General features: G+C 55.4%; 21 protein-coding genes. 5 read left to right on the top strand and 16 right to left on the bottom strand.

Going from position 1 to position 24624, the window contains the following annotated elements; translation table 11 throughout:
- Window positions 1-124: 124 nt before the first annotated feature.
- Complete coding sequence (gene csiE / locus PMI17_RS03620) at window positions 125-1393, top strand: stationary phase inducible protein CsiE (RefSeq protein ID WP_007886221.1); 1269 nt, start codon at window positions 125-127, stop codon at window positions 1391-1393.
- On the opposite strand, the gene PMI17_RS03615 is transcribed toward csiE, so the two are convergent.
- Complete coding sequence (locus PMI17_RS03615) at window positions 1390-2529, bottom strand: 3-phenylpropionate MFS transporter (RefSeq protein WP_007886220.1); 1140 nt, start codon at window positions 2527-2529, stop codon at window positions 1390-1392. The two genes, csiE and PMI17_RS03615, sit on opposite strands and share 4 nt — an antisense overlap.
- Before the next feature lie 129 nt (window positions 2530-2658).
- Window positions 2659-3912 (bottom strand): serine hydroxymethyltransferase, encoded by a 1254-nt coding sequence (glyA, locus tag PMI17_RS03610; RefSeq protein WP_007886219.1) that lies wholly within the window; start codon window positions 3910-3912, stop codon window positions 2659-2661.
- Between the two features lie 339 nt (window positions 3913-4251).
- Between glyA and hmpA the strand changes: the two genes are divergently transcribed.
- Entirely contained in the window at window positions 4252-5436 is a 1185-nt protein-coding gene (gene hmpA / locus PMI17_RS03605) for an NO-inducible flavohemoprotein (RefSeq protein WP_007886218.1), read from the top strand.
- Window positions 5437-5486: 50 nt separating this feature from the next.
- Here the strand turns inward: hmpA and glnB are convergent, their stop codons facing one another.
- The 5 genes from glnB to purL form a co-directional block, all read right to left on the bottom strand.
- Complete coding sequence (glnB, locus tag PMI17_RS03600) at window positions 5487-5825, bottom strand: nitrogen regulatory protein P-II (RefSeq protein WP_007886217.1); 339 nt, start codon at window positions 5823-5825, stop codon at window positions 5487-5489.
- 75 nt (window positions 5826-5900) lie between these two features.
- Window positions 5901-7232, bottom strand: a complete 1332-nt coding sequence (gene glrR, locus PMI17_RS03595; protein WP_007886208.1) for a two-component system response regulator GlrR — start codon at window positions 7230-7232, stop codon at window positions 5901-5903.
- 2 nt (window positions 7233-7234) lie between these two features.
- Window positions 7235-7906, bottom strand: coding sequence for a two-component system QseEF-associated lipoprotein QseG (qseG, locus tag PMI17_RS03590; RefSeq protein ID WP_007886207.1), 672 nt, complete (start codon window positions 7904-7906; stop codon window positions 7235-7237).
- A 3-nt stretch (window positions 7907-7909) separates the two neighbouring features.
- The gene (locus PMI17_RS03585; RefSeq protein WP_007886204.1) at window positions 7910-9337 is read right to left on the bottom strand and encodes a HAMP domain-containing sensor histidine kinase; all 1428 of its coding nucleotides are present in this window, start codon (window positions 9335-9337) and stop codon (window positions 7910-7912) included.
- Between the two features lie 644 nt (window positions 9338-9981).
- Window positions 9982-13872 carry a phosphoribosylformylglycinamidine synthase gene (gene purL, locus PMI17_RS03580; RefSeq protein WP_007886194.1) on the bottom strand — a complete coding sequence of 1297 codons (3891 nt, stop codon included), beginning with the start codon at window positions 13870-13872 and terminating at the stop codon, window positions 9982-9984.
- A 270-nt stretch (window positions 13873-14142) separates the two neighbouring features.
- Here purL and mltF point away from each other — a divergent pair, with 270 nt between their 5' ends.
- Entirely contained in the window at window positions 14143-15600 is a 1458-nt protein-coding gene (mltF, locus tag PMI17_RS03575) for a membrane-bound lytic murein transglycosylase MltF (protein WP_007886192.1), read from the top strand.
- Here the strand turns inward: mltF and tadA are convergent.
- Together tadA and yfhb are read right to left on the bottom strand one after the other, a co-directional pair.
- Window positions 15597-16091: a tRNA adenosine(34) deaminase TadA gene (tadA, locus tag PMI17_RS03570; protein ID WP_007886189.1), complete on the bottom strand. Its 495-nt coding sequence runs from the start codon at window positions 16089-16091 to the stop codon at window positions 15597-15599. The two genes, mltF and tadA, sit on opposite strands and share 4 nt — an antisense overlap.
- A 65-nt stretch (window positions 16092-16156) precedes the next feature.
- Window positions 16157-16795 (bottom strand): phosphatidylglycerophosphatase C, encoded by a 639-nt coding sequence (gene yfhb, locus PMI17_RS03565; RefSeq protein WP_007886187.1) that lies wholly within the window; start codon window positions 16793-16795, stop codon window positions 16157-16159.
- 216 nt (window positions 16796-17011) lie between these two features.
- On the opposite strand from yfhb, the gene PMI17_RS03560 reads away from it, so the two are divergent.
- Window positions 17012-17851, top strand: a complete 840-nt coding sequence (locus PMI17_RS03560; RefSeq protein ID WP_007886185.1) for a MurR/RpiR family transcriptional regulator — start codon at window positions 17012-17014, stop codon at window positions 17849-17851.
- 55 nt (window positions 17852-17906) lie between these two features.
- Window positions 17907-18155 carry a YfhL family 4Fe-4S dicluster ferredoxin gene (locus PMI17_RS03555; RefSeq protein ID WP_007886183.1) on the top strand — a complete coding sequence of 83 codons (249 nt, stop codon included), beginning with the start codon at window positions 17907-17909 and terminating at the stop codon, window positions 18153-18155.
- On the opposite strand, the gene acpS is transcribed toward PMI17_RS03555, so the two are convergent.
- The 7 genes from acpS to lepA form a co-directional block, all read right to left on the bottom strand.
- Entirely contained in the window at window positions 18152-18532 is a 381-nt protein-coding gene (acpS, locus tag PMI17_RS03550; protein WP_007886180.1) for a holo-ACP synthase, read from the bottom strand. The genes PMI17_RS03555 and acpS overlap by 4 nt on opposite strands.
- Entirely contained in the window at window positions 18532-19263 is a 732-nt protein-coding gene (gene pdxJ / locus PMI17_RS03545) for a pyridoxine 5'-phosphate synthase (protein WP_007886179.1), read from the bottom strand. Before pdxJ ends, acpS begins: the two co-directional genes overlap by 1 nt.
- 70 nt (window positions 19264-19333) lie before the next feature.
- Entirely contained in the window at window positions 19334-20062 is a 729-nt protein-coding gene (recO, locus tag PMI17_RS03540; protein WP_007886178.1) for a DNA repair protein RecO, read from the bottom strand.
- A gap of 3 nt (window positions 20063-20065) precedes the next feature.
- A complete protein-coding gene (gene era / locus PMI17_RS03535) occupies window positions 20066-20971 on the bottom strand; it encodes a GTPase Era (protein WP_007886176.1) in 906 nt (301 codons plus the stop codon).
- A gap of 49 nt (window positions 20972-21020) precedes the next feature.
- Window positions 21021-21701 (bottom strand): ribonuclease III, encoded by a 681-nt coding sequence (rnc, locus tag PMI17_RS03530; protein WP_036620136.1) that lies wholly within the window; start codon window positions 21699-21701, stop codon window positions 21021-21023.
- 138 nt (window positions 21702-21839) lie between these two features.
- Complete coding sequence (gene lepB, locus PMI17_RS03525) at window positions 21840-22811, bottom strand: signal peptidase I (RefSeq protein ID WP_007886174.1); 972 nt, start codon at window positions 22809-22811, stop codon at window positions 21840-21842.
- A 9-nt stretch (window positions 22812-22820) separates the two neighbouring features.
- Entirely contained in the window at window positions 22821-24620 is a 1800-nt protein-coding gene (lepA, locus tag PMI17_RS03520) for a translation elongation factor 4 (protein ID WP_007886170.1), read from the bottom strand.
- Window positions 24621-24624: the final 4 nt, after the last annotated feature.

The raw sequence follows: 24624 nt of genomic DNA, 5'->3' as shown, positions 1-24624 counted from the left end.
GTGGAGTGGTACAGAAAAATTGTGACCCGCCCTAAAGCTCTGAACAAAAGTCACGACAAAGAGCAGGGATACCCCGAGGAGTTAGCTATTCTTAGCTGAAAAATGACCTGCGGATAAACCTTTGATGAGTTCTGCACCTTCTTCTGCACCACTCTTCAGCCGCTCCCAGCGTCGTTGTCATCTATTACTGCTGCTCTTTCTGCCCGCTCCCGCATTGACGCTTGAAAAGCTCTGCCAGTTAAATGGCGTGGCACCTGTTGTCGCCCGACAGGATATCGCGGATGTGGGAGAGGAGATACAGCGATACTATCAACTGGAGCTACACCAGATGGTGGATGGCAGCTTCCGCATTCATGGGACGGAACTGGACAGGCGACTGTGCCTGATCCACTGGCTGCGACGCGCGCTGCGTTTGTCGCAGGATTTTGTCTGCGAGCACTTTGCCCCCATTCTGCGCCAGCGCCTGAAAGTGCTAAAGATTGAGAAAGCGCTGTGGGATGAGACCAACCTTCAGGCACTGATTCAGCACTGCAGCCTGCGGCTAACGCGTGACTTCAGCCCGCGCGATCGCCTGTTTTTGCAAATCTTCATGAAGTATTCACTGTGTCAGCGGCAAAACGCCCTCTTCAATCAGGGACAGCGCGCGTGGCTGGCAGAGAAAGCAGAGCGCGCCGCCGCCGACGATGTAATTCATCATTGGCAGAAACGCTGCCACTTAGCGCCCGATGCCAGCGAAACTGACTTCTGGACGCTACTATTCAGCCTGATTCATGCACCGAACGGTGCGGAACTCCATCATCCTCAGGCCATTAAACTGATGCAAGCAGTGCAAGCACTGGTTGTACGTTTTGAACAAATGGCACAGACGCGCTTCAAAAATCAGCAAGAGCTCACCCAGCAGCTGTTTACGCATCTGGCGCAGGCGCTGGATCGTAGCCACTTTTCCATCGGCATTGATAACAGCGTGGCGCTGGATGTTGCGCGGCTCTATCCGCGCCTGCTGCGCACCACCGAACGTGCACTCCACCCTTTCAGCACGGACTTTGGTACGCGCTTTAGCGCGGAGGAAGTGAGCCTGGTGGCGGTGCTGTTTGGTGCCTGGCTAATGCAGGAGAGTGCGTTGCAGGAAAAGCAGGTGCTGCTGCTGACCGGCGCCGATGCGGCGCTAGAACAATTGCTGGAGCAACAGCTACGGGAAATGACGCTATTACCCATTAACATCAGCTATCAGGATGTGATGCATTTTCAACGGGAAGGCGCACCACGGGATATCGCGCTGGTGATCACGCCATACGCCATTTCACTGCCGCTGTTCTCACCGCCGCTGATTCAGGCGGAGCTGCCGCTGAGTAGCCATCAGCAGCAGCGCATCCGCCAATTGCTCGAGAGCTAGGCGGTTCGCGGACGCAGGAACAGCGCCGGCAGCGCCACCAATGCCATTACCCAGAACAGATGTCCTTGCATATGGGCAAACAGCACGCCGCAAATCATTGTCATCACCGCGATACCGCCGCCCATCGCCAGCGCCGAGTAAAGCGATTGCAGACGAATCACTTCTGCGCCTTTGCGTGCGGCAATAAAACGCATCGCCGCTAAATGACAAACGGTAAAGCTGCCGCAGTGCAGAATCTGCGCCACAATCAGCAGTGGCAGCGCGGTGCTGGATCCCAGCAGCGTCCAACGCACGATGGCGCATGCTCCGGATAACAGCAGCAGGTCGCGCGCGGTCCAGCGGCGGAACAGCCGGCCACTGAGCGCAAAAATAATGATTTCGGCGACAACGCCTAATGACCACAAATAGCCAATAATCGACGCAGAATAACCGCTTTCCTGCCACCAGATGGCGCTAAAGCTGTAATAGGCCGCGTGCGCGCCCTGCAGCAGCGTTACGCATAACATAAAGCGCCACACTGCATTTTCGCGCAGCAGCTCACGCCACGCCTGCCAGCCGCCGTCTGTTGACGTCTGACGTTCACTGCCCTGCGGCCTGGTCGCCGGTGTTAACATCATTCCACCCAGCATGCCGATCGCGCCTAATGACAGCAGCACCAAAATCGCCTGAGACGAGAACGCAGTGACTAACATGCCGGTTAAGGCAGAACTGATAACAAACGCCAGCGAACCCCAAAGACGAACCGGCCCATAGGCCAGGCCAATTTGCTGCGTCCAGGTAGCGGCCAGCGCATCGCTCAGCGGCACCAGCGGTGAGAAAAACAGGTTGAAGCCGATCATCACCAACAGCAGCCACATCCACTGTTGCCCAAGCCAATAACCGATGGCGAACAGACAGGTCATAAGCGCCAGCAGGCGCAGAGCAGTGATCAACTGTGCCGGATTTTTAACCTGTGAGGCAATCAGCAAGCTCCCCACGAAGCGGGCCACCATGCCGCAGCCGAGCAGCAGGCCAATCTTTTCGGCATCAAGGCCTGCACCTTTCAGCCAAACGCTCCAGAAAGGCAGGTAGATGCCATAACAAAAGAAGTAAGTGAAGTAGCCCAATCCGAGCCATTTGGCCGAGCCGATTGCCATATTCCCTCCAGCAAAGAAGCTGCTCTGCAGCACGAGTGGTCGCTACTTTGTCAGAGCGCTATAGCGACGGCAATAAAAAAGGATGGCCTAAGCCATCCTTTTTCCTGCTGCATCGACAGACGTAAAAACTTACGCGTATACCGGCAGACGGCTGCAGATTTCCAGCACTTTCTGTTTGGTACGTTCGATGGTCGCTTCGTCGTTGATGTTGTCCAGCACGTCAGCAATCCAGCCCGCTAGTTCACGAACTTCAGCTTCTTTAAAGCCGCGACGCGTCACCGCTGGCGTACCGATACGAATACCAGAAGTTACGAACGGGCTCTTCGGATCGTTCGGAACGCTGTTTTTGTTCACGGTAATGTTAGCGCGGCCTAAAGCGGCATCAGCTTCTTTACCGGTCAGGTTTTTGCTCACCAGATCGATCAGGAATAGGTGGTTGAAAGTACCACCAGAAACGATGTTGTAACCACGCTCCAGCAGAACTTCCACCATCGCTTTGGCATTCTTAGCAACCTGCTGCTGATAAGTCTTGAACTCTGGCTCCATCGCTTCTTTGAATGCCACGGCTTTACCGGCGATCACGTGCATCAGAGGACCACCCTGGCCGCCCGGGAACACCGCGGAGTTCAGCTTTTTATACAGATCTTCGTCACCGTTTTTCGCCAGGATCAGGCCGCCGCGCGGACCCGCCAGGGTTTTGTGGGTGGTAGAGGTTACGATGTGTGCATGAGGAACCGGGTTTGGATAGACATCTGCGGCGATCAGGCCAGCAACGTGGGCCATATCAACGAACAGGTAGGCGCCAACGCTGTCAGCGATTTCACGCATTTTGGCCCAGTCGCACACGCCAGAGTAAGCGGAGAAACCACCGACGATCATTTTCGGCTTATGGGTTTGCGCCAGTTCAGCCAGTTCGTCGTAATTGATTTTGCCGGTTTCATCGATGCCGTAAGGGATAACCTTGTACAGCTTGCCAGACAGGTTAACCGGAGAACCGTGCGTCAGGTGACCACCGTGCGCCAGGTTCATACCCAGAATGGTGTCGCCCGGCTGCAGCAGTGCCGTGTACACCGCGAAGTTAGCCTGCGAACCTGAGTGCGGCTGTACGTTAGCGTAATCAGCGCCGAACAGCTCTTTAGCACGGTCGATCGCCAACTGCTCAACGATATCAACGTATTCACATCCGCCGTAGTAGCGTTTGCCCGGATAGCCTTCGGCATATTTGTTGGTGAGCTGTGAACCTTGTGCCTGCATTACGCGTGGGCTGGTGTAGTTTTCAGAAGCAATCAGTTCAATGTGCTCTTCCTGACGCACTTTCTCTTGCTCCATAGCCTGCCACAACGCGGCATCATAATCGGCAATGTTCATATCACGCTTTAACATCCGGACTCTCCTGACTCAGCTAACTTTTTAACGGCAGTTTAGGCCCCGGCTAAGGGGCGAAGGCGAACAGTGTAAACGGTTTTGACAGGGGACGGTAGCGCCAATCCCCTCTTTTTGCGCAATCGATTGGCATGGCGCTGGAACGGCTTTTTTACGCTTTTTTGCCAGCGAGAAAATCGCGAGATTTGCTCACTTTGCACGGGAATAAATTTCAGCTTTGCGGGCCAGCGCGCACCTTTTTTGCCTAATCCTTAATCACAACGAGGGATTTACAGGCGCTTCGATTAACCATAAGATGCATTTAAAATACATGTTTAAATTCACTCTGAGGATTTCACCATGCTCGACGCGCAAACCATCGCTACCATTAAATCCACCTTGCCTGCCATCGCTCAAATCGGTCCCCAGCTCACCGGTCACTTTTATCAGCGTTTGTTAACCCAGCATCCTGAACTGAAAAACGTCTTCAACATGAATAATCAACGCAGCGGCAATCAGCGCGAAGCCTTGTTCAACGCGATTGTGGCCTATGGCAGCAATCTGGAAAATTTGGCGGTGCTGTTGCCGGCGGTGGAGAAGATCGCGCAGAAGCATGCCAGCCTGAACATTCAGCCTGAACAATACGCGATTGTGGGCGAAAACCTGCTGGCAACCATTGATGAGTTGCTGCACCCGGGCGAAGAGGTGCTGACCGCATGGGGAAAAGCTTATGGCGTGCTGGCCGATGTGTTTATTCAGCGTGAAGAAGCGATTTATTCTGCGTCCGAAGAGAAAGCCGGCGGCTGGCGCGGCGCGCGTGATTTCCGTATTCGCGCCATCACTCAGGAAAGCTCAGTGATTAAGAGTTTTGAGCTGGTACCGAACGACGGTCAGCCAGTGGCAACATTCTTGCCTGGCCAGTATCTGGCCATTAGTCTGCAACCTGCGGGCAACGAAAATATCCAGCATCGCCAGTATTCGCTGACGCATCAACCGAACGGCGCCTTCTATCGCATTGCAGTAAAACGCGAAGCGCTGGGCAGCGTATCGGGTTGGCTGCATGACAATGCACAGGTCGGAGATATCGTGCAGTGCGCCGCTCCAGCGGGCGATTTTTTCCTGCAGGCTGACGCGGCGACACCTATCACCTTAATCTCTGCTGGCGTGGGACAAACTCCGATGCTGGCGATGCTGGCTAATCTGGCGGAGCAGCAACATCCTGCAGCAGTTAACTGGCTACACGCGGCTGAAGCCGGTTCCCAACATGCCTTTGCTGAAGAGGTAAAATCGTTTGGCACACGTCTGCCAAACTTCGCCAGTCACGTTTGGTATCGCCAGCCGGAAAGCGCAGATGCAGGACGTTATAACGATGTGGGATTGATGGATCTGGCGGGCGTATCTTCCGCGTTAAATCAGCCCGAGCGCCAATTCTGGATCTGCGGTCCACTGCCGTTTATGCAGTTTGTCGCGCGTCAGTTAGTCGATGCGGGTGTGAGCGGCGATCGTATCCATTACGAAGTGTTTGGTCCGCACAAGGTGCTGTAAAACAGAAAGCCTGCACAAGGCAGGCTTTCTTAGGCAATGCGCGAAGGGGCTTAAATCGCCTCTTCGTCCTCTTCACCGGTACGAATACGCACCACGCGGGCTACGTCGAAGACAAAGATTTTGCCGTCGCCGATTTTGCCGGTCTGCGCAGTTTTCATAATGGTTTCTACGCAGGTGTCGACGATGTCGTCACCGACCACCATTTCAATTTTCACTTTTGGCAGAAAATCGACCATGTATTCCGCGCCGCGATACAGTTCCGTGTGGCCTTTCTGACGGCCAAAGCCTTTGACTTCACTGACCGTCATCCCGGTGATGCCCACTTCCGCTAACGCTTCACGTACATCATCGAGTTTGAATGGTTTGATAATTGCATCGATCTTTTTCATGACAGATCCTTTTTTACTCCCTCCATGATGGACGGATACCGTTAGTATAAGTGTTCCTGACACCGCCGCAGCACGCTACTCTTTAAATTCGCTGGCGTCTAGCTCATGGCGCGACAGCAGCTTATAGAATTCAGTGCGGTTACGTCCAGCCAGACGCGCGGCGTTAGTGACATTTCCTTTGGTCATCTGCAACAGTTTACGCAGATAGTTCAGCTCAAACTGATTACGCGCCTCGACGAAGGTTGGCAACGCGGTATTTTCTCCCGCCAGCGCCTGCTCCACCAGCGCATCGCCGATCACCGGTGCAGTACTCAACGCTACGCACTGCTCAATCACGTTCACCAATTGCCGCACATTGCCCGGCCATGCTGCGCCAACCAGTCGTTTCATGGCATCCACCGAGAAGCTACGCACGAAAGGTTTATGGCGATCGGCGGACTGGCGCAGCAGATGATTCGCCAGCAGCGGAATATCTTCGGCACGCTCATGCAGCGCAGGAATTTTCAGATTCACCACGTTGAGGCGATAGTAGAGGTCCTCGCGGAAACTCTTTTTCTCCATCGCTTTCGGCAAATCACGGTGCGTCGCGGAAATGATACGCACATTGATATCCAGATCGCGGTTACTGCCCAGCGGGCGCACCTTGCGCTCCTGCAGTACGCGTAGCAATTTCACCTGTAACGCCTGCGGCATATCGCCGATCTCATCCAGAAACAGTGTGCCGCCCTCCGCCGCCTGGAACAGCCCTTCACGCGCGCTGACTGCTCCCGTAAAGGCACCTTTGGCGTGGCCAAACAGCTCAGATTCGAGCAGTTGCTCTGGCAAAGCGCCACAGTTGATGGCAATGAAGGGCTTGGTCGCACGGGGGCTGGCCGCATGAATCGCTTGTGCCAGCACCTCTTTACCGGTGCCGCTTTGGCCATTGATCAAAATACTGACGTCCGATTGCGCCACCATGTGCGACTGATCCAACAGGCGCAGCATCTGCGGATTGCGCGTCACAATCGCTTCGCGCCAGCCGTCATCGCTCATCGGCGCGCGCTGTGCCAGCGCTTCATCAATCGCTTTGTACAACGCATCACGATCGACCGGTTTGGTCAGAAAACTAAATACGCCTTGCTGCGTAGCGGACACGGCTTCAGGAATTGAACCATGCGCGGTGAGAATGATCACCGGCAAGCCCGCATGACGTTTCTGTACTTCGCCAAACAGCGCCAGACCGTCCATCTCATCCATGCGCAGGTCGCTGATGACTAAATCGACCTTCTCTTTCTGCAGATGACGCAGTGCTTCTGGTCCGCTGGCTGCCGTCGCCACCTGAAAACCTTCGCTACTCAAACGCATGCCAAGCAGTTTCAGTAAGCCAGGATCGTCATCTACCAGCAGTAAGCGTGCGCTCTGTTTCATGATTACTGATCCTCAGTTTGCACATCACTGGCACCGTGCGATGCGTCGCTGCTGTCGGGCGCTTTGCGCGATGACAGTTGGCGCTCAATGTCGGTTAAACGCTCGAGCTTACGTTGGGTGTCTGCCAGCGCCTGGCGCATTTTGCTTTGCTGCTGGCGCAGGTTGTCCATTTCAGTGTCGTTGCTTTGCTGCAGGGCGGCGTAACGTCCACGCGCTTCACTCAGCTCCAGCTGAGCGGCCTGATTACTGCGCCACAGCTGCAGTAACGGGCGCACTGCCGCCGGATAAGACGCGCTATAACCGTCCAACGTGGTGACGTAATCACGGCGTTCCACCGGCGTGACGTTACCGTTAGCGAGCAGAATGCCTTGCTTAAAGGCGCGTGCCCAGCCTTGCACCGGCCAGCGACGCGCTTCGGCGCGAGCTTCGGCAGGGGATAAGCGCTCGGCACAATCAACGGCGCGCTGCCAGTAAAGCGGATTACTCACGGCGGCTGGCGTTTCGATTTGCCACACGCTTTGACAATCGATCGCCAGATAATCCGGCAGGCGCACGTCGGGTTCCGGCACGCTCACGCTAGTGTGTTGGAGACGTTGCTGTGACGGTGCCTGGCAGGCACTCAGACCGAGCGCCATCATCGCACAGGTCACAAATTTAAATCGGGGTAATTTCATTAATCAGGCATTCCCGGCGCTGGTAGTCAAAATGATACGAAAACAGACATCCGCATCCTTGCGTGTTACCAACTGCAAATCGCCTTGCATCCTGCGCAGGCAATCTTTGGCGATGCTTAACCCCAGACCGCTGCCTTTAACCGGCCCCTTGCGCTGTTGGCTGCCTTGATAAAAAGGCTCAAAAATCATCGCCTGCTCTTCAGCCGGAATCGGTGTGCCGGTGTTTGCCACCTCAATCCACACCTGGTTGCCCTTCTGCTGGCTCTGCAGCCAGATGTTACCGGATTCGGCGCCGTAGTTCACGGCGTTCGAATAGAGGTTATCAATCACCCGCTGTAGCAGCGTGGCTTCCGCCAGACAGTGATTCACCTGCAGATCAACGTGCGTCGTCATCTCACGTGCACTGGCAGGCAACGAGTGCACTTTTACTACGGAATCAATGATGTCATTTAATACCACCGGCGCCAGCGTCATCGGGCCATCTGCCAGCTTACGGTTGTAATCCAGCAACTGCTCAATCAGCCGCTGTAAATGACGGCTGCTGGTATCGAGAATCGCGACCACTTCCTGCTGCTCAGCGTTCAGTGGCCCGGCGACCTGATCGGCCAGTAGCTCAGTGCCTTCCCGCAGGCTGGCAAGCGGTGTTTTCAGCTCATGCGACAGGTGACGCAGAAACTCATGGCGCTGCTCTTCCAGCCAGCTCAGACGTTCACTCAACCAAACGATGCGCTGTCCCAGCGAGCGAATTTCACGTGGGCCGCGAAAGCTGCCGCTATCGCCCAGCGATTTGCCCTCGCCTAAGCGATTGATCATGCGCTCAACGCGTTTTACCGGACCAATAATCATGCCGGTGAACAGCAAAACCAGCACCAGGCTGATCAGGAACAGAATTAGCGCCTGCCAGCCAAAAAACTGGCCGCGATCGGCAATTTCACGTTGCAGTTGTAAGCCGCGCGAAAACACTACTTCGCGCGTTGCCTGCACCATTTGCGTATTAGTATCGGAAAAACGCTCCAGCGCGCTGGCAGCTTGTACTTGCGGATTACCATTATCGCACTTTACCTGCTGCAGCTGCGGCAAGGTGGTTTGCAGCACTTTGAAGGAGGGCAGATCGGGCAAGCTGGCTGCGTGGCTGCTGAGCATTTGACCGTAGCGCGTCCACTGCGTTTGATACAGTTTGGCCAGCGACGCATCGCCTAATACGCAGTATTGACGATAGCTTCGCTCCAGCTCCAGCGCGGTGCGCGCCATCGCTTCACTGCGCCGTACATCGGTAAAGGTATTGCGATTGGTATCTGCCGCCTGGTTGCTCAGCGCCGAAAGGCTTTCCCATGCTTGCCATGCCAGCACCAGTAACGGCAGCAGCACCAGCAGAAAGGCCATTAAGACTAACTGCCGCAGGGATCGGGGAAACAGACGCCATTTATTCACAACCGCGCTTCCTTAAATATGAGCTGCAGGCATGCTAGCGAAGTATCAAAACGGAAGAAAGGAGAGATATGAAAACGGCAGGCCTTTTGGCCTGCCGTGAGAGCGACGCCGCAGCATCGCTTGCAAAATAGGTGGAGCCTAACTCAACGTTGCGTCCGATGCTTGATAACGTTGCAAAGCAAGCGATTATCGGTGAGGTGGACGACAGGCTCCGTTTGGTGCGTCATTCAGTTTTTATGAGCTCTGCCGCGAAAAGCGGGGCAATCATAAACAGGCGAATGAGCCACGCAGAAAGTATAGCAAGTATCATGCCAACAAATAAATAGTGTTTATTATCAGAGGAATGCCAGATAGAGGGCGAAGACAGGAAGGAAAGCGGACCGGACGGTCAGGGAAAAGTGTCGCTGATTAGCAACGGGTTTAGAGCGCTAACTTCCTTGCATTACAAATCAACGAGTTAAGTGTCACCTTTTGACGACAGCATAAAGTCAGGATTGTCGCCTTTTTCCGACAGTTTGCATACTTGTGCGGTTTTTAGCCAGGTCGCCATTAATGGTGACCCTACAAAAAAATAAAGGCCGCGGTTAGGCGGCCTTGTAAGGTGCGCATTGATGCGCACCAGCATAACAACTCAAGATTAACGCTTAGCCCAACTGCTTACGCGCATTGCGGAAGATACGCATCCACGGGCTATCTTCGCCCCACTCTGCCGGATGCCACGAGTTGCTGACGGTACGGAACACGCGCTCTGGATGCGGCATCATAATGGTGACGCGACCGCTTTCGTTAGTTACCGCAGTGATGCCGTTTGGTGAGCCATTCGGGTTCGCCGGATAGCTTTCCGTCACTTTGCCGAAGTTATCGACGAAGCGCAGCGCTACCAGACCTTTGCTCTCCAGCTGCGCCAGATGCGCACCGTCACGCACTTCGACAAAACCTTCGCCGTGCGATACTGCGATTGGCATATGCGATCCTGCCATGCCCTCCAGCAACAGCGATGGGCTCGCCGCCACTTCGACCAGGCTGAAACGCGCTTCGAAACGCTCGGACTGGTTACGCACAAAACGTGGCCACAGTTCGCTGCCTGGAATCAATTCACGCAGGTTCGACATCATCTGGCAGCCGTTACACACGCCCAGCGCCAGCGTTTGTGGACGATGGAAGAAGTTCTCAAACTCATCACGTACGCGGCCGTTGAACAGGATCGATTTCGCCCAACCTTCACCCGCGCCCAGCACGTCACCGTATGAGAAGCCACCACACGCAACCAGTGCCTGGAACTCTTCCAGACCGCGACGACCGGCGAGCAGATCGCTCATGTGTACGTCAACTGCAGTAAAGCCAGCGCGATGGAAGGCAGCCGCCATCTCCACGTGGGAGTTCACACCCTGCTCACGCAGCACCGCCACACGCGGACGTGCGCCAGTGGCGATCATCGGTGCCGCCACATCCTCTTCTGGCTTGAAGGTCAGATGGACGTTCAGACCAGGATCGTTATCGTCTTTCTTCGCTTCATGCTCCTGATCGGCACAGGCTGGGTTATCACGCAGACGCTGCATCTGCCAGGTAGTTTCTGCCCACCAGGTTCGCAGCGTGGTGCGGCTTTCGCTGTACACCGTACTGTCGCCAGAACGGATCACGAAGCGGTCGCCCGGCAGCGCTTTACCCATCACATGCACGTTAGCGCTCAGGCCGTGATCGGCGAAGACTTTCTCTACTGCCACGCGATCCGCTGCGTTGATTTGCAGCACCGCGCCCAGCTCTTCGGTGAACAGCGCTGCCAATGCATCACTGCCCAACGCGGCGATATCGGCTTCGATACCGCAGTGACCGGTAAAGGCCATCTCCGCCAGCGTGACCAACAGGCCGCCGTCAGAACGGTCGTGATAGGCCAGCAGTTTCTGCTCGGCCACCAGCGCCTGAATAGCGTTAAAGAAGCCCGCCAGCTGCGTAGCATCACGCACGTCGGCAGGCTTGTCACCGAGTTGACGATAAACCTGTGACAGCGCGGTAGCACCCAGCGTGTTAGCGCCGTTACCCAGATCCACCAGCAGCAGCAGGTTATCTTGATCGGCCTGCAGCTGCGGCGTAACGGTGCGACGTACATCCTCAACGCGCGCAAACGCGGTAATCACCAACGACAGCGGCGAGGTCATTTCACGCTGCTCGGTGCCTTGCTGCCAGCGGGTTTTCATCGACATTGAGTCTTTACCGACGGGAATCGTGATGCCCAGCGCCGGACACAGCTCTTCACCTACCGCTTTAACGGCGGCGTACAAACCAGCATCTTCGCCTGGGTGGCCGGCGGCGGCCATCCAGTTCGCGGAGAGCTTGACGCGCTGCAGCGAACCAATTGAGGTCGCTGCGATGTTGGTCAGCGCTTCACCCACCGCCAGGCGACCGGAAGCGGCGAAGTCGAGCAACGCGACTGGCGCGCGTTCGCCGAGAGAGAACGCTTCACCGTGATAGCTATCCAGGCTGGCCGTGGTGACGGCGCAGTTCGCGACCGGAATTTGCCACGGACCGACCATCTGATCGCGCGCGACCATGCCGGTTACGCTGCGATCGCCAATGGTGATCAGGAAGGTTTTTTCCGCCACGGTTGGCAAATGCAGCACACGATTCACCGCATCAGCAACGGTAATCCCGTCGCGCTGCAGGGCATCGCCTTTGGCTTGCTGGCTGGCAACATCACGCGTCATCTTCGGCGTTTTGCCCAGCAGCACGTCGAGCGGCATGTCGATTGGCTTATTGTCGAAATGGCTGTCGGCGAGGTTAAGATGCAGCTCTTCAGTCGCTTCACCAATCACCGCATACGGCGCGCGTTCACGCTGGCACAACTCATCGAACAGCGCCAGTTTCTCAGGCGCCACCGCCAGCACATAACGCTCCTGTGATTCGTTACACCACACTTCCAGCGGACTCATGCCCGGCTCGTCGCTCAGGATGTCGCGCAGGTTAAAATTGCCGCCGCGGTTACCATCACTTACCAGCTCTGGCATCGCGTTCGAGAGACCGCCCGCGCCCACGTCATGGATAAACAAAATCGGGTTGGCTTTGCCCAGCTGCCAGCAGCGGTCGATCACTTCCTGACAGCGACGTTCCATCTCTGGGTTGTCGCGCTGTACTGAAGCAAAGTCGAGATCGGCATCCGATTGGCCGGAAGCCATCGACGAAGCGGCACCGCCGCCCAGACCGATGTTCATCGCCGGGCCACCCAGCACGATCAGTTTGGCCCCCACCACAATCTCGCCTTTCTGCACGTGATCGGCACGAATGTTACCGATGCCGCCCGCCAGCATAATCGGCTTATGGTAGCCGCGCAGCTCCACACCATTGTGGCTGTTGACGCGCTCTTCATAGGTACGGAAGTAGCCATTCAGGGCAGGACGACCAAATTCGTTGTTGAATGCCGCGCCGCCCAGCGGGCCTTCGGTCATGATGTCTAAGGCGGTGACAATACGATCCGGCTTACCGAAATCCTCTTCCCACGGCTGTTCGAAGCCTGGAATGCGCAGGTTCGATACAGAGAAACCGACCAGACCGGCTTTTGGCTTCGCACCACGTCCGGTTGCGCCTTCATCACGAATTTCACCACCAGAACCGGTCGCAGCACCCGGCCATGGCGAAATAGCGGTTGGGTGGTTATGGGTTTCCACTTTCATCAGGATGTGCGCTTCTTCCTGATGGAATTCATATTCGCCCTTCTGCGCATCTGCGTAGAAGCGGCCAACCTCGGAACCTTCCATCACCGCGGCGTTGTCTTTATACGCCGACAGCACGTGCTCAGGATTATGTTCAAAGGTGTTTTTGATCATTTTAAACAGCGACTTCGGCTGCTTTTCGCCGTCGATAATCCAGTCGGCGTTGAAGATTTTGTGCCGACAGTGCTCAGAGTTTGCCTGCGCAAACATATAGAGCTCGATGTCGTTTGGATTACGCCCCAGCTTGGTAAAGGCATCAAGCAGGTAATCGATCTCATCATCGGCCAGCGCCAGGCCCAGTGTGGTATTGGCCTGCTCCAGCGCGCTGCGACCTGCGCCCAGCACATCGATGCTTTTGAGCGGCTGCGGCTGATGATGGGCAAACAGCTGCTGCGCATCGCTGAGGTCAGCGAACACGGTTTCCATCATGCGGTCATGCAGCAGGCTGGCAAGTTGCTGCCACTGCGCTTCCGTCAGCTCAGGGGCCTGCACATAGAAAGCCATGCCGCGCTCAAGGCGTAACACCTGTGGCAGATCGCAGTTGTGCGCGATATCGGTGGCTTTCGAGGACCACGGAGAGATGGTGCCGGGACGCGGCGTTACCAGCAACAGACGCCCTTGTGGCGCATGTCCGGCGAGAGAAGGACCGTATTTCAGCAGACGTTGCAGGCGGGCGTGCTCATCCGCGCTGAGTGGTGCGCTGACATCGGCAAAATGGACGTACTCGGCGTAAATATCACTCACCGGAAGGTGAGCGTCCTGAAAGCGGGTCAGCAGTTTGTTTACACGAAATGCCGACAGAGCGGGCGAACCACGCAGAATTTCCATCATTAAAGATCTCTCGTCTTTGAAGTGCCGGGCGACGCTTCATTGGGCGCAACAGGGGAAAACGGGCGGTATTATAGAGAAACAGCACGGGATACGAAACCGTTTGCGCATAAATTCTGGCACCTGGCGTTTGGCTGAATTTTGCACAATTCTTGCTATAAAAGTTGCCCTGCCCCTTTTTGTTGCGCAAAATGCCCCTCGCTCTGGGAGTTAAAACAACATAAATACTGCCTTTAAAAGACAGAGGCCTGTGAGCCATTACGAGACAACTATTTGAAACGCCTAAAAATAAACTATCTGTTTATCGGTCTGATCACCGTGCTGCTTGCGCTAGCATTGTGGCCTTCAATCCCGTGGTACGGGGGTGGAACAGACGCGCTATCACAGATCAAATCACGCGGAGTGCTGCGCATTAGTACCGTTAACTCTCCGCTGACTTACTACACCATTAACAATGCACCAGCCGGTATGGATTACGAGCTGGCGAAGCGCTTCGCCGATTACCTTGGCGTAAAACTGGAAGTTGAGGTGCGTCCCAACCTCGGCGACCTGTTTGATGACCTGGATGACGGCAAGGCGGATTTGCTGGCTGCCGGCCTGATCTACAACAGCGAGCGCCTCGCGCACTACCAAAGTGGCCCGAGCTACTATTCGGTGTCGCAACAGCTGGTGTACCGCATTGATAAGCCACGGCCGAAAAATCTCGGCGATCTGAAAGGCCGCCTGATTGTGCAGTCCGGTTCGGCATATCTGTCAACTTTACGTTCCGCCAAAGCCGACAGCTATCCCGATCTCGACTGGGCGATCTCGACCGATCAAGGGCAGAAAGCGCTGCTTGAAGCGGTTGCTGACGGCAAACTGGATTACACCGTGGGTGACTCAGTCACCATTGGCCTGCTACAGCGCATTCATCCGCAGCTGGCAGTAGCGTTTGATGTGACGGATGAAGAGCCGGTCACCTGGTATTTGCCGCGTAACGAGGACGACAGCCTGAACGCGGCAATGCTCGACTTCTACAGCCAGATGGGCGAGGAAGGTGCGATGGCGCGACTGGAAGAGAAGTATCTCGGCCACGTCGGCACCTTTGATTATGTGGATACCCGCACCTTCCTGCGCGCCATTGATAACACGCTGCCGGACATCAAACCGCTGTTTGAGAAATATTCGGCCAGCATGGATTGGCGATTGCTGGCGGCGATCTCTTATCAGGAATCGCACTGGAATCCGCAGGCCACTTCGCCGACCGGCGTCCGAGGCATGATGATGTTGACGCGCAATACCGCTGACAGCCTTGAAGTCAACGATCGCCTCGATCCTGAACAGAGCATTCGCGGCGGCAGTGAATATCTCAAGCGCATGATGGAAAAGGTGCCGGAGACGATTCCTGAAGATGAGCGCATTTGGTTCGCGCTGGCGGCGTACAACATGGGCTACGCGCACATGTTGGATGTGCGCAAACTGACGGCGAAACAGGGCGGCAATCCTGATAGCTGGGCGGATGTGAAGCTGCGCCTGCCGATGCTGAGCCAGAAGCGCTACTATACGCAAACTACCTATGGTTACGCGCGCGGTCACGAAGCTTATAACTACGTCGAGAATATCCGTAAGTATCAGATAAGCCTGGTGGGCTATCTGCAGGAGCAAGAGAAGCGATTAGCCCAGCAATCGGCGCTGGAAGCGGAGTTAGGTGCCGGCTACCCGGCGGTCGAACCGAAAATTGCCATGAATTAATCTGCGCGCTGCGCCTGACGCAGCGCCTTCTTCTGCTCGCGACGCATGCGGAAGAAGTCACTCAACATCACAGCGCACTGTTCCGCCAGCACACCGCAATCAATCTGAATTTGATGATTCATGCCGGGATGGCCAATCACATCCAGCAGTGAACCGGCCGCGCCGGTTTTCTCATCTTTGGCGCCATACACTAACCGCGTGATGCGGCTGTGCACCATCGCGCCAGCGCACATCACGCAGGGTTCCAGCGTGACATACAGTGTGGTATCCAGCAGACGATAGTTTTCCAGCACTTTGCCACCCTGACGCAGCGCCATGATCTCAGCGTGCGCGGTGGGATCGTGCTGACCAATCGGTCGATTCCAGCCTTCGCCGATCACTTTATCGCCCTGCACCAGCACCGCACCGACCGGCACTTCGCCCTGCTCCCACGCGCGCTTAGCCAGTTCCAGCGCATAACGCATCCAATATTCATCAGTTTGTGGGTTCACCGGGCAACTCCTGCGGGCATCAAAAGGCGGCGCATTATAGCGATGCTGCTGCCGGAATCGAAGCGTTATTCCAGCTGTTGCAGCTCACCGCGCGGCGTGACGCGCCAGCGGTGCTGACAGAAGAACAGCAGCGGGTTGTCCTGCTTGCTGTCGCTGTAGCCGCTATACAGCTGCAGCGGCGTGCCGATTTTTTCCTCCAGCTGTGCCACCTTCTCATGGCCGAGGCAACGCATCGCCAGCAGGCGGCCGCCGCGGCCCGGTTTCATCTGACTGGCGATCAGCTGCACGCGCGGTAAGAAGGCGGAATCGAAATAGACTTTCTCCACCAGCGATTGCGGCGAACCGGTGATCAGCCAGACATCGGCATCGTTGCTGCTGAGATAATCAGTGAGCCGCTGCTGCACCACCGGAAAGGCGGTAACGCGCTGGCGGAACCAGTCAGCGAATTCGGCTTCGCGCTGGCGCAGACGCGTTTCGCTATGGCCGAAGGTAATCGCCCATAGCAGCAAACTCATTGGCCAGCGCGCCGCGCGACCTTTGATCAGCATGCCGAGACCAATCACCGGTAACAGCGGCACCACCAGCAGCAGATTGATCGGCTGACGTCGCAGCAGATAGCGCATATAGGTGCCAAACATGTCTTGCTGATGCAGCGTGCCATCGAGATCGAAAAACACCACGCGTCGTTGCGTACCCTTTGTCAAACAACACTCCTTCTCTATCCTTCGTGGTTTCTGCACTACAGTGTAGCCAGCTTCAGCGTTTGGGGCGAAAGCTGCTATTTTTAATTCCAATGACTACAATGCCAGCTGAATAGTTTATTCTCTGTGCCCGCGCGCTGTCATCTGGCGGCAATCGCCCGACATCCTGCGCGTAACCGCACTACGCTCTATCTGGAAAGATGAATTAAGGATCGAACAATGAGTTCATTGCTGCGCATTCGCCAACTTTATCCTCGACTGGCGCTAAATGAGCGTCGCCTGGCGGATTTTTTGCTGTCGCAGCCGGACCGTGCACGGCATCTGAGTTCACAAAAACTGGCTGAGGAGTCGGGTGTCAGCCAGTCCAGCGTGGTGAAATTTGCCCAGAAGCTGGGCTATAAAGGCTTCCCGGCGCTGAAGCTGGCGCTGAGCGAATCAATGGCCGATCGCGATGCCATTACCGTGCATAACCATATTCTTAGCGATGACCCACTCAAAGTGGTGGGTGAAAAGCTGCTGACGGAAAAGATCTCGGCGATCCGCGCCACGCTGGATATCAATAGCGAAGAGAAGCTGCTGCAAACCTTACAGCTGCTGAAAAATGCCAACCGTATTCTTCTGGTCGGCATCGGTGCATCGGGTTTGGTGGCGAAAGATTTCTCATGGAAACTGATGAAAATCGGCATTAATGCGGTGGCGGAGCAGGATATGCATGCGCTGCTGGCCAGCGTGCAGGCGATGGCGCCGGGCGATGTGTTGCTGGCGATCTCCTACACCGGCGAACGTCGCGAAATCAATCTGGCGGCGCAGGAAGCGGCGCAGGTTGGCGCCGATGTGCTGGCTTTTACTGGCTTCACGCCGAATGCCCTGCAGCAGTGTGCGACGGTTTGTCTCTACACCGTAGCGGAAGAGCAGAGCACGCGCAGTGCGGCAATTTCCTCAACCAGTGCGCAACTGGCACTCACCGATTTGCTGTTTATGGCGCTGGTGCAGAACGATCCGGAACGCGCATCCAGCCATATTCGTCACAGCGAAGAGTTGGTGAAAAAGCTGGTCTGATGAGATGAGGCGCGTATAATACCCGCGCCTTTTCTGCTGTTATTGGATTTCCGCTATGGCCCTGCTCATCACCACTAAATGCATCAATTGCGATATGTGCGAACCTGAATGCCCAAACCAGGCAATCAGTTTAGGCGACGCGATCTATGAGATTGATGTCGACCGCTGCACTGAGTGCGTGGGCCATTATGATGTGCCGACCTGCCAAAGCGTCTGCCCGATTGATAACACCATTATTGCGGATCCACAGCACCTGGAGAGTCGTGAGGCGCTGTGGGAGAAGTTTGTGGTGTTGCACCCTTAATTCTCGATAATCACCGTCGCGCAAGCGTAGTGGCGTTCATCCGCTAACGTCACATGCACGTGCTGCACTCCGAGCTGGCTGGCAATCACTTTCGCCTGCTCAAAGAAACGTAATCCCGGCTTACCCAGCGCATCGTTGTACACTTCAAACTGATTGAACGCCAGGCCACCGCGAATGCCGGTGCCAAACGCTTTCGCTGCCGCCTCTTTCACCGCAAAGCGTTTAGCAAGAAAGCGCACCGGTTGCTGGTGCGCCTGATATTGCTGCCACTCCGCTTCGCTCAATACGCGGCGCGCCAGGCGATCGCCGGAGCGCTCAATCACGCCCGCAATGCGCTCGATCTCTACGATGTCGCTGCCGAGTCCGAGAATCGCCATTAGCGACGCGCTTCCCGCATCAGCTGCTTCATTTCGCTGACCGCATCGGCCAGGCCGCTGAACAGTGCGCGACCAATAATCGCATGGCCGATATTCAGTTCGTGCATTTCCGGCAGTTCAGCAATCGGCTGCACGTTGTGGTAGGTCAAACCGTGGCCAGCATTCACTTTCAGGCCAAGGCTGGCGGCGAAAGTCGCGGCTTTACGAATGCGCGACAGTTCAGCCTGGCGCGCCAGACCTTCAGGCGCTTCGGCGTAGGCGCCGGTGTGAATTTCAATATAGGGTGCGCCGCTGGCAACGGCGGCTTCAATCTGGCGATGATCGGCATCGATAAACAGCGACACCAGGATGCCAGCGTCGCTCAGCAGGCGCACCGCGGCGTTAATTTTATCCTGCTGACCGGCCACATCCAGCCCACCTTCAGTGGTCACTTCCTGACGCTTTTCCGGCACCAGGCAAACGAAGTGAGGTTTGATTTCGCAGGCGATGTCGATCATCTCGTCCGTGACCGCCATCTCCAGATTCATGCGCGTCTGAATGGTGTCACGCAGAATGCGTACATCGCGGTCAGTAATGTGGCGGCGATCTTCACGCAGATGCACGGTAATGCCGTCGGCACCGGCCTGCTCGGCAACAAACGCAGCCTGCACCGGATCGGGATAGTTTGTGCCACGTGCGTTACGTACGGTGGCAATGTGGTCAATGTTGACGCCTAACAGCAACTCAGCCATGACAATCCTTAAATGTGTTCAGTGTGTTTGCAGTGTACTGCGCTGAATATATCAGGCGGTACGACCAGCGCTAGTCGTTTGCCACATCGGGTCTCTTTTTTGGCACGAACTGACGAAACAGTTCCTGACTCTTCAGCGGTTTGCCGCCCAGATAGGGCTTCAGCGCCATCCGCGTAAAGCGTTTGGCGGCGCGCAAAGTATCGGCATCGGGGAATTCACGTTCCCATAGCGCACGCAGTTGGCGGCCAGTAAAGCTGCGCTGATTGACCACCAGGCTGGCGATAAAGCCCTTCTCTTCGCGGTAGCTGTAGGTCATGCCATCGGCAACCTCTTCGCCGCTGCCGGCACAATGCCGGAAATCGACGCCGTAGCCGAGATGACCCAGCAGCGCCAGCTCAAAACGACGCAGCGCCGGCTCAGGCGAGCCGTTGCCTGCTGCCAGCGTTTGGATGCAATTCAGGTAATCGAAGAACATGTCCGAGAAGGGGATTTGCTGCTCCAGCACGCGCGACAGCAGTTCATTGACGTACAGCCCGCAGTAGAGCGTAATGCCGCTGAGCGGCAATGCCAATGAAACGGCTTCGGCATTACGCAGCGTTTTGACGTCGCCACGACCGCCCCAGCGCACCAGCAGCGGCGTGAAGGGTTGTAGCGCACCTTTCAGTTGGGAGCGGCGCGAACGGGCGCCTTTGGCAAGGACGCGGACGCGCCCTTCGCTTTCGCTGAACAGATCGAGGAGCAGGCTGGTTTCGCTGTAAGGGCGACTATGCAGCACAAAGGCGCGTTGCCAGCCTTCCATCGATTACCCTTCGTCAGAGTAACCTAAGCTGCGCAGCGCACGTTCATCGTCCGCCCAGCCAGATTTCACTTTAACCCACAGTTCAAGATGCACTTTCGCCTCAAACATCTCTTCCATGTCTTTACGCGATTCAATGCCGATAGTTTTGATCTTGGCGCCTTTATTGCCGATGACCATCTTCTTCTGGCCTTCGCGCTCAACGAGGATCAGGCCATTGATGTCATAGCCGCCGCGCTCGTTAGAGACAAACTGCTCAATTTCTACGGTGACGGAATAAGGCAGCTCAGCGCCAAGGAAGCGCATCAATTTTTCACGGATGATCTCAGATGCCATAAAGCGCTGCGAGCGGTCGGTGACATAATCTTCTGGGAAATGATGCTCAGATTTTGGCAAGCATTTGCGCGCAATCGCCGCAATAGCGTCAACATTTTTGCCGCTTTCCGCAGAGATCGGTACGATTTCGAGGAAGTTCATCTGCTGGCTGAGGAACTGCAGATGGGGCAACAGAATGCTCTTATCCTGAATGTTGTCGACTTTATTGATCGCCAATACCACAGGAACTTTATTATCCCGCAGCTTGTTAAGCACCATCTCGTCGTCTGGCGTCCAGCGCGTGCCTTCAACCACAAATATCACCAGCTCAACATCACCGATGGAGCTGCTGGCCGCACGGTTCATCAAGCGGTTGATAGCCCGCTTCTCTTCCATATGCAGCCCTGGCGTATCCACGTAGATCGCCTGATAAGCGCCTTCGGTGTGGATGCCCATAATACGGTGACGCGTGGTTTGCGGTTTGCGTGAAGTGATCGACACCTTCTGCCCCAGTAACTGGTTCAGCAAAGTGGATTTACCGACGTTTGGTCGGCCTACAATCGCGACAAAGCCGCTATATGTTTCGAGTTCGCTCATTCGAGTCCTGACTTGGGCAGCGCCGCTTTCGACGCTGCGATGTGACTATTTATTCGAGGCCAAGCTTGATTAACGCCTGTTCGGCGGCTGCTTGCTCGGCTTTACGGCGGCTGGAGCCAATGCCCACCACCGGTTCTGCCATGCCACTCACCTGACAGTGAATGGTGAATTCCTGATCGTGGGCTTCGCCACGCACCTGCACCACCAAATAAGAGGGCAGCGGCAGATGACGTCCCTGCAAATACTCCTGCAGGCGCGTTTTCGGATCTTTCTGTTTATCACCCGGACTGATCTGTTCCAGTCGTGAGTGATACCAATCGAGAATTAACTTTTCGACGGTCTGAATACTGCTATCAAGGAAAATGCCGCCAATTAAGGCTTCAACGGTATCCGCAAGAATCGATTCACGACGGAAACCGCCGCTTTTCAGCTCGCCCGGACCGAGGCGCAAACACTCGCCGAGGTCGAACTCTCGCGCCATCTCCGCCAACGTATTGCCGCGCACCAGCGTGGCGCGCATGCGGCTCATATCGCCTTCATCCACGCGTGGGAAGCGGTGATACAGCGCATTAGCAATCACATAGCTGAGAATAGAATCGCCAAGAAATTCAAGACGTTCATTGTGTTTGCTGCTGGCACTACGATGCGTCAATGCCTGCTGCAATAAATCCGGATGAGTAAAAGTGTAGCCCAGTTTGCGCTGCAGCTTGTTAATGACGATGGGGTTCATGCGATTCCAGTTGTTCAGTGCGTCTGTCACTCTGCATACGAAACAGGGCTGAGGTGCCAACCTGTTCTGTTTCGTGTGCACTGGCCCCCAAAAGGAGGCCAACCATTGCTGTTCAGCCAAGGCTAAACAGCGCTTTTATCAATGAATCCCACCAATGCGGCTAAAGCGCACGCCGGTCGGCCACTGTCCTTCTTGTTTCTCGAAGCTCATCCAGATAGCTACCGCTTTACCGACCAGATTCTTCTCGGGCACAAAGCCCCAGTAGCGGCTGTCGGCGCTGTTATCACGGTTGTCACCCATCATGAAATACTGCCCTTGCGGCACAATCCATGTCGATTGCGGCTGGCCAGGCTGCTGATAATACATGCTTGCCTGACTTTGCGCTTCGTTTACCAGCAAGATATCGTGCGTTACGTTGCCCAAAGTCTCTTTACGGGTGCCGAGACGCAAACCGCCCTTCATGGTTTCACCCTGCGGAGCCTGGAAGAAGCCGTTACCGGTTTCATTGCCATCAAAGCCGCTGAAGGTTTGAATGAAGTTGCTTGGCTCAACGTTAGTGTACGTTACCGGCAGCGCGGTACTGCAATTGCCGCTGCTGCAACCCGGATTGATGGTCAGGGTTTTGCTGTAAGGATCAAACACCACTTTGTCGCCTGGCAAGCCAATCACGCGCTTGATGTAATCCACGCTCGGATCTTTCGGATATTTGAATACCGCGACATCACCGCGCTGCGGATGACCGGTTGGAATCAGCGTGGTTTGGGTAATTGGATCTTTAATGCCGTAAGCAAACTTCTCCACGAGGATGAAGTCACCAATCAGCAGCGTTGGCATCATAGAGCCTGAGGGAATCTGGAACGGCTCAAAAATGAACGAACGCACAATCAATACCACCGCCAGCACCGGGAACACCGATGCCGTGGTTTCTACCCAACCCGGTTGTGCGGCCACTTTCGCCAGCGTTTTGCTGTCGAGTGCGTTGCCAGCCTGCGCTTGCGCTGCAGCCTGCTTAGCACGACGTGCCGGTGCCCATTTAAAGCGATCGATACACCAGATAACGCCAGTGACCAGCGTTGCGATCACTAAAACCAGGGCGAACATGTTAGCCATTAAAAATCCTTATTTGCTGTCTTTACCGACATGCAGAATGGCAAGGAATGCTTCCTGCGGCAGCTCAACGTTGCCGACCTGCTTCATTCGCTTCTTACCGTCTTTCTGCTTCTGCAACAGTTTCTTCTTACGGCTCACGTCGCCGCCATAGCATTTCGCCAGGACGTTTTTACGCAGCTGTTTGACCGTTGAGCGAGCGATAATGTGGTTGCCGATTGCCGCCTGAATCGCAATATCAAACTGCTGACGAGGGATCAGATCTTTCATCTTCTCCACCAGATCGCGGCCACGATATTGTGAGTTATCACGGTGAGTAATCAGCGCCAGCGCATCAACACGTTCTGAGTTAATCATCACGTCGACACGCACCATGTCAGAGGTTTGGAAACGTTTGAAGTTATAATCCAGCGATGCATAGCCGCGCGAGGTTGATTTCAGACGGTCGAAGAAGTCGAGCACCACTTCAGCCATCGGAATTTCATACGTCAGCGCAACCTGCTTACCGTGGTAAACCATGTTGGTTTGTACGCCACGTTTTTCGATACACAGCGTAATGACGTTACCGAGGAACTCCTGCGGCAGCAGCATATGACACTCAGCGATCGGTTCACGCAGCTCTGCAATATTATTCAGCGGTGGCAGTTTCGACGGGCTATCGACGTAAATCGTTTCACCATCGGTGGTTTCCACTTCATAAACTACGGTCGGCGCGGTGGTGATCAGGTCGAGATCGTATTCACGCTCCAGACGTTCCTGAATGATCTCCATGTGCAACAGACCGAGGAAGCCGATGCGGAAACCGAAGCCCAGCGCCGTTGAGCTCTCTGGCTCGTAGAACAGTGATGCATCGTTCAGGCTCAATTTGCCCAGCGCATCACGGAACGCTTCATAGTCGTCGGAACTGATCGGGAACAGACCGGCATAAACCTGTGGCTTCACTTTTTTGAAGCCAGGTAACACTTTCTCCGCCGGATTGCGCTGCAAGGTCAGCGTATCGCCTACTGGCGCGCCGAGGATATCTTTAATCGCACACACCAACCAGCCCACTTCACCGCAGTTCAACTCGTTGCGATCAACGCGTTTCGGCGTGAAGATACCCAGGCGGTCAGCGTTATAGCTTTGGCCAGAACTCATGACCTTCACTTTGTCGCCTTTGCGCAGCGTACCGTTTTTGATACGAATCAGCGACACCACACCAAGGTAGTTATCGAACCATGAATCGATAATCAGCGCCTGCAAAGGACCTTCTGGATCGCCTTCTGGCGGCGGAATGTCGCGCACCAGACGTTCCAGCACATCGGGCACGCCGACGCCGGTTTTCGCCGAACAACGTACCGCATCGGTAGCGTCGATGCCGACGATATCTTCAATCTCTTCCGCTACGCGCTCTGGATCGGCGGCAGGCAGGTCGATTTTGTTCAATACCGGTACCACTTCCAGATCCATTTCCATTGCGGTGTAGCAGTTTGCCAGCGTCTGCGCTTCAACGCCCTGCCCTGCATCGACCACCAGCAATGCTCCTTCACACGCCGCCAAAGAGCGGGAAACTTCATAGGAGAAGTCAACGTGTCCGGGAGTATCGATAAAATTGAGCTGGTAAGTTTCACCGTCCAGCGCTTTGTAATCGAGCGTTACGCTCTGCGCTTTAATGGTAATGCCGCGTTCACGTTCCAGATCCATTGAGTCGAGAACTTGCGCAGCCATCTCACGATCGCTCAGGCCACCACAAATTTGAATCAAACGGTCAGAGAGCGTTGATTTGCCGTGGTCAATGTGAGCGATGATGGAGAAATTTCTTATGTGCTTCATTTAT

The organism is Pantoea sp. GM01 (genome assembly GCF_000282675.1).
Taxonomy (GTDB): domain Bacteria; phylum Pseudomonadota; class Gammaproteobacteria; order Enterobacterales; family Enterobacteriaceae; genus Pantoea; species Pantoea nemavictus.
Note: the sequence above shows the minus strand (reverse complement) of the source record. Positions and strands in the feature narration are given on the sequence as shown.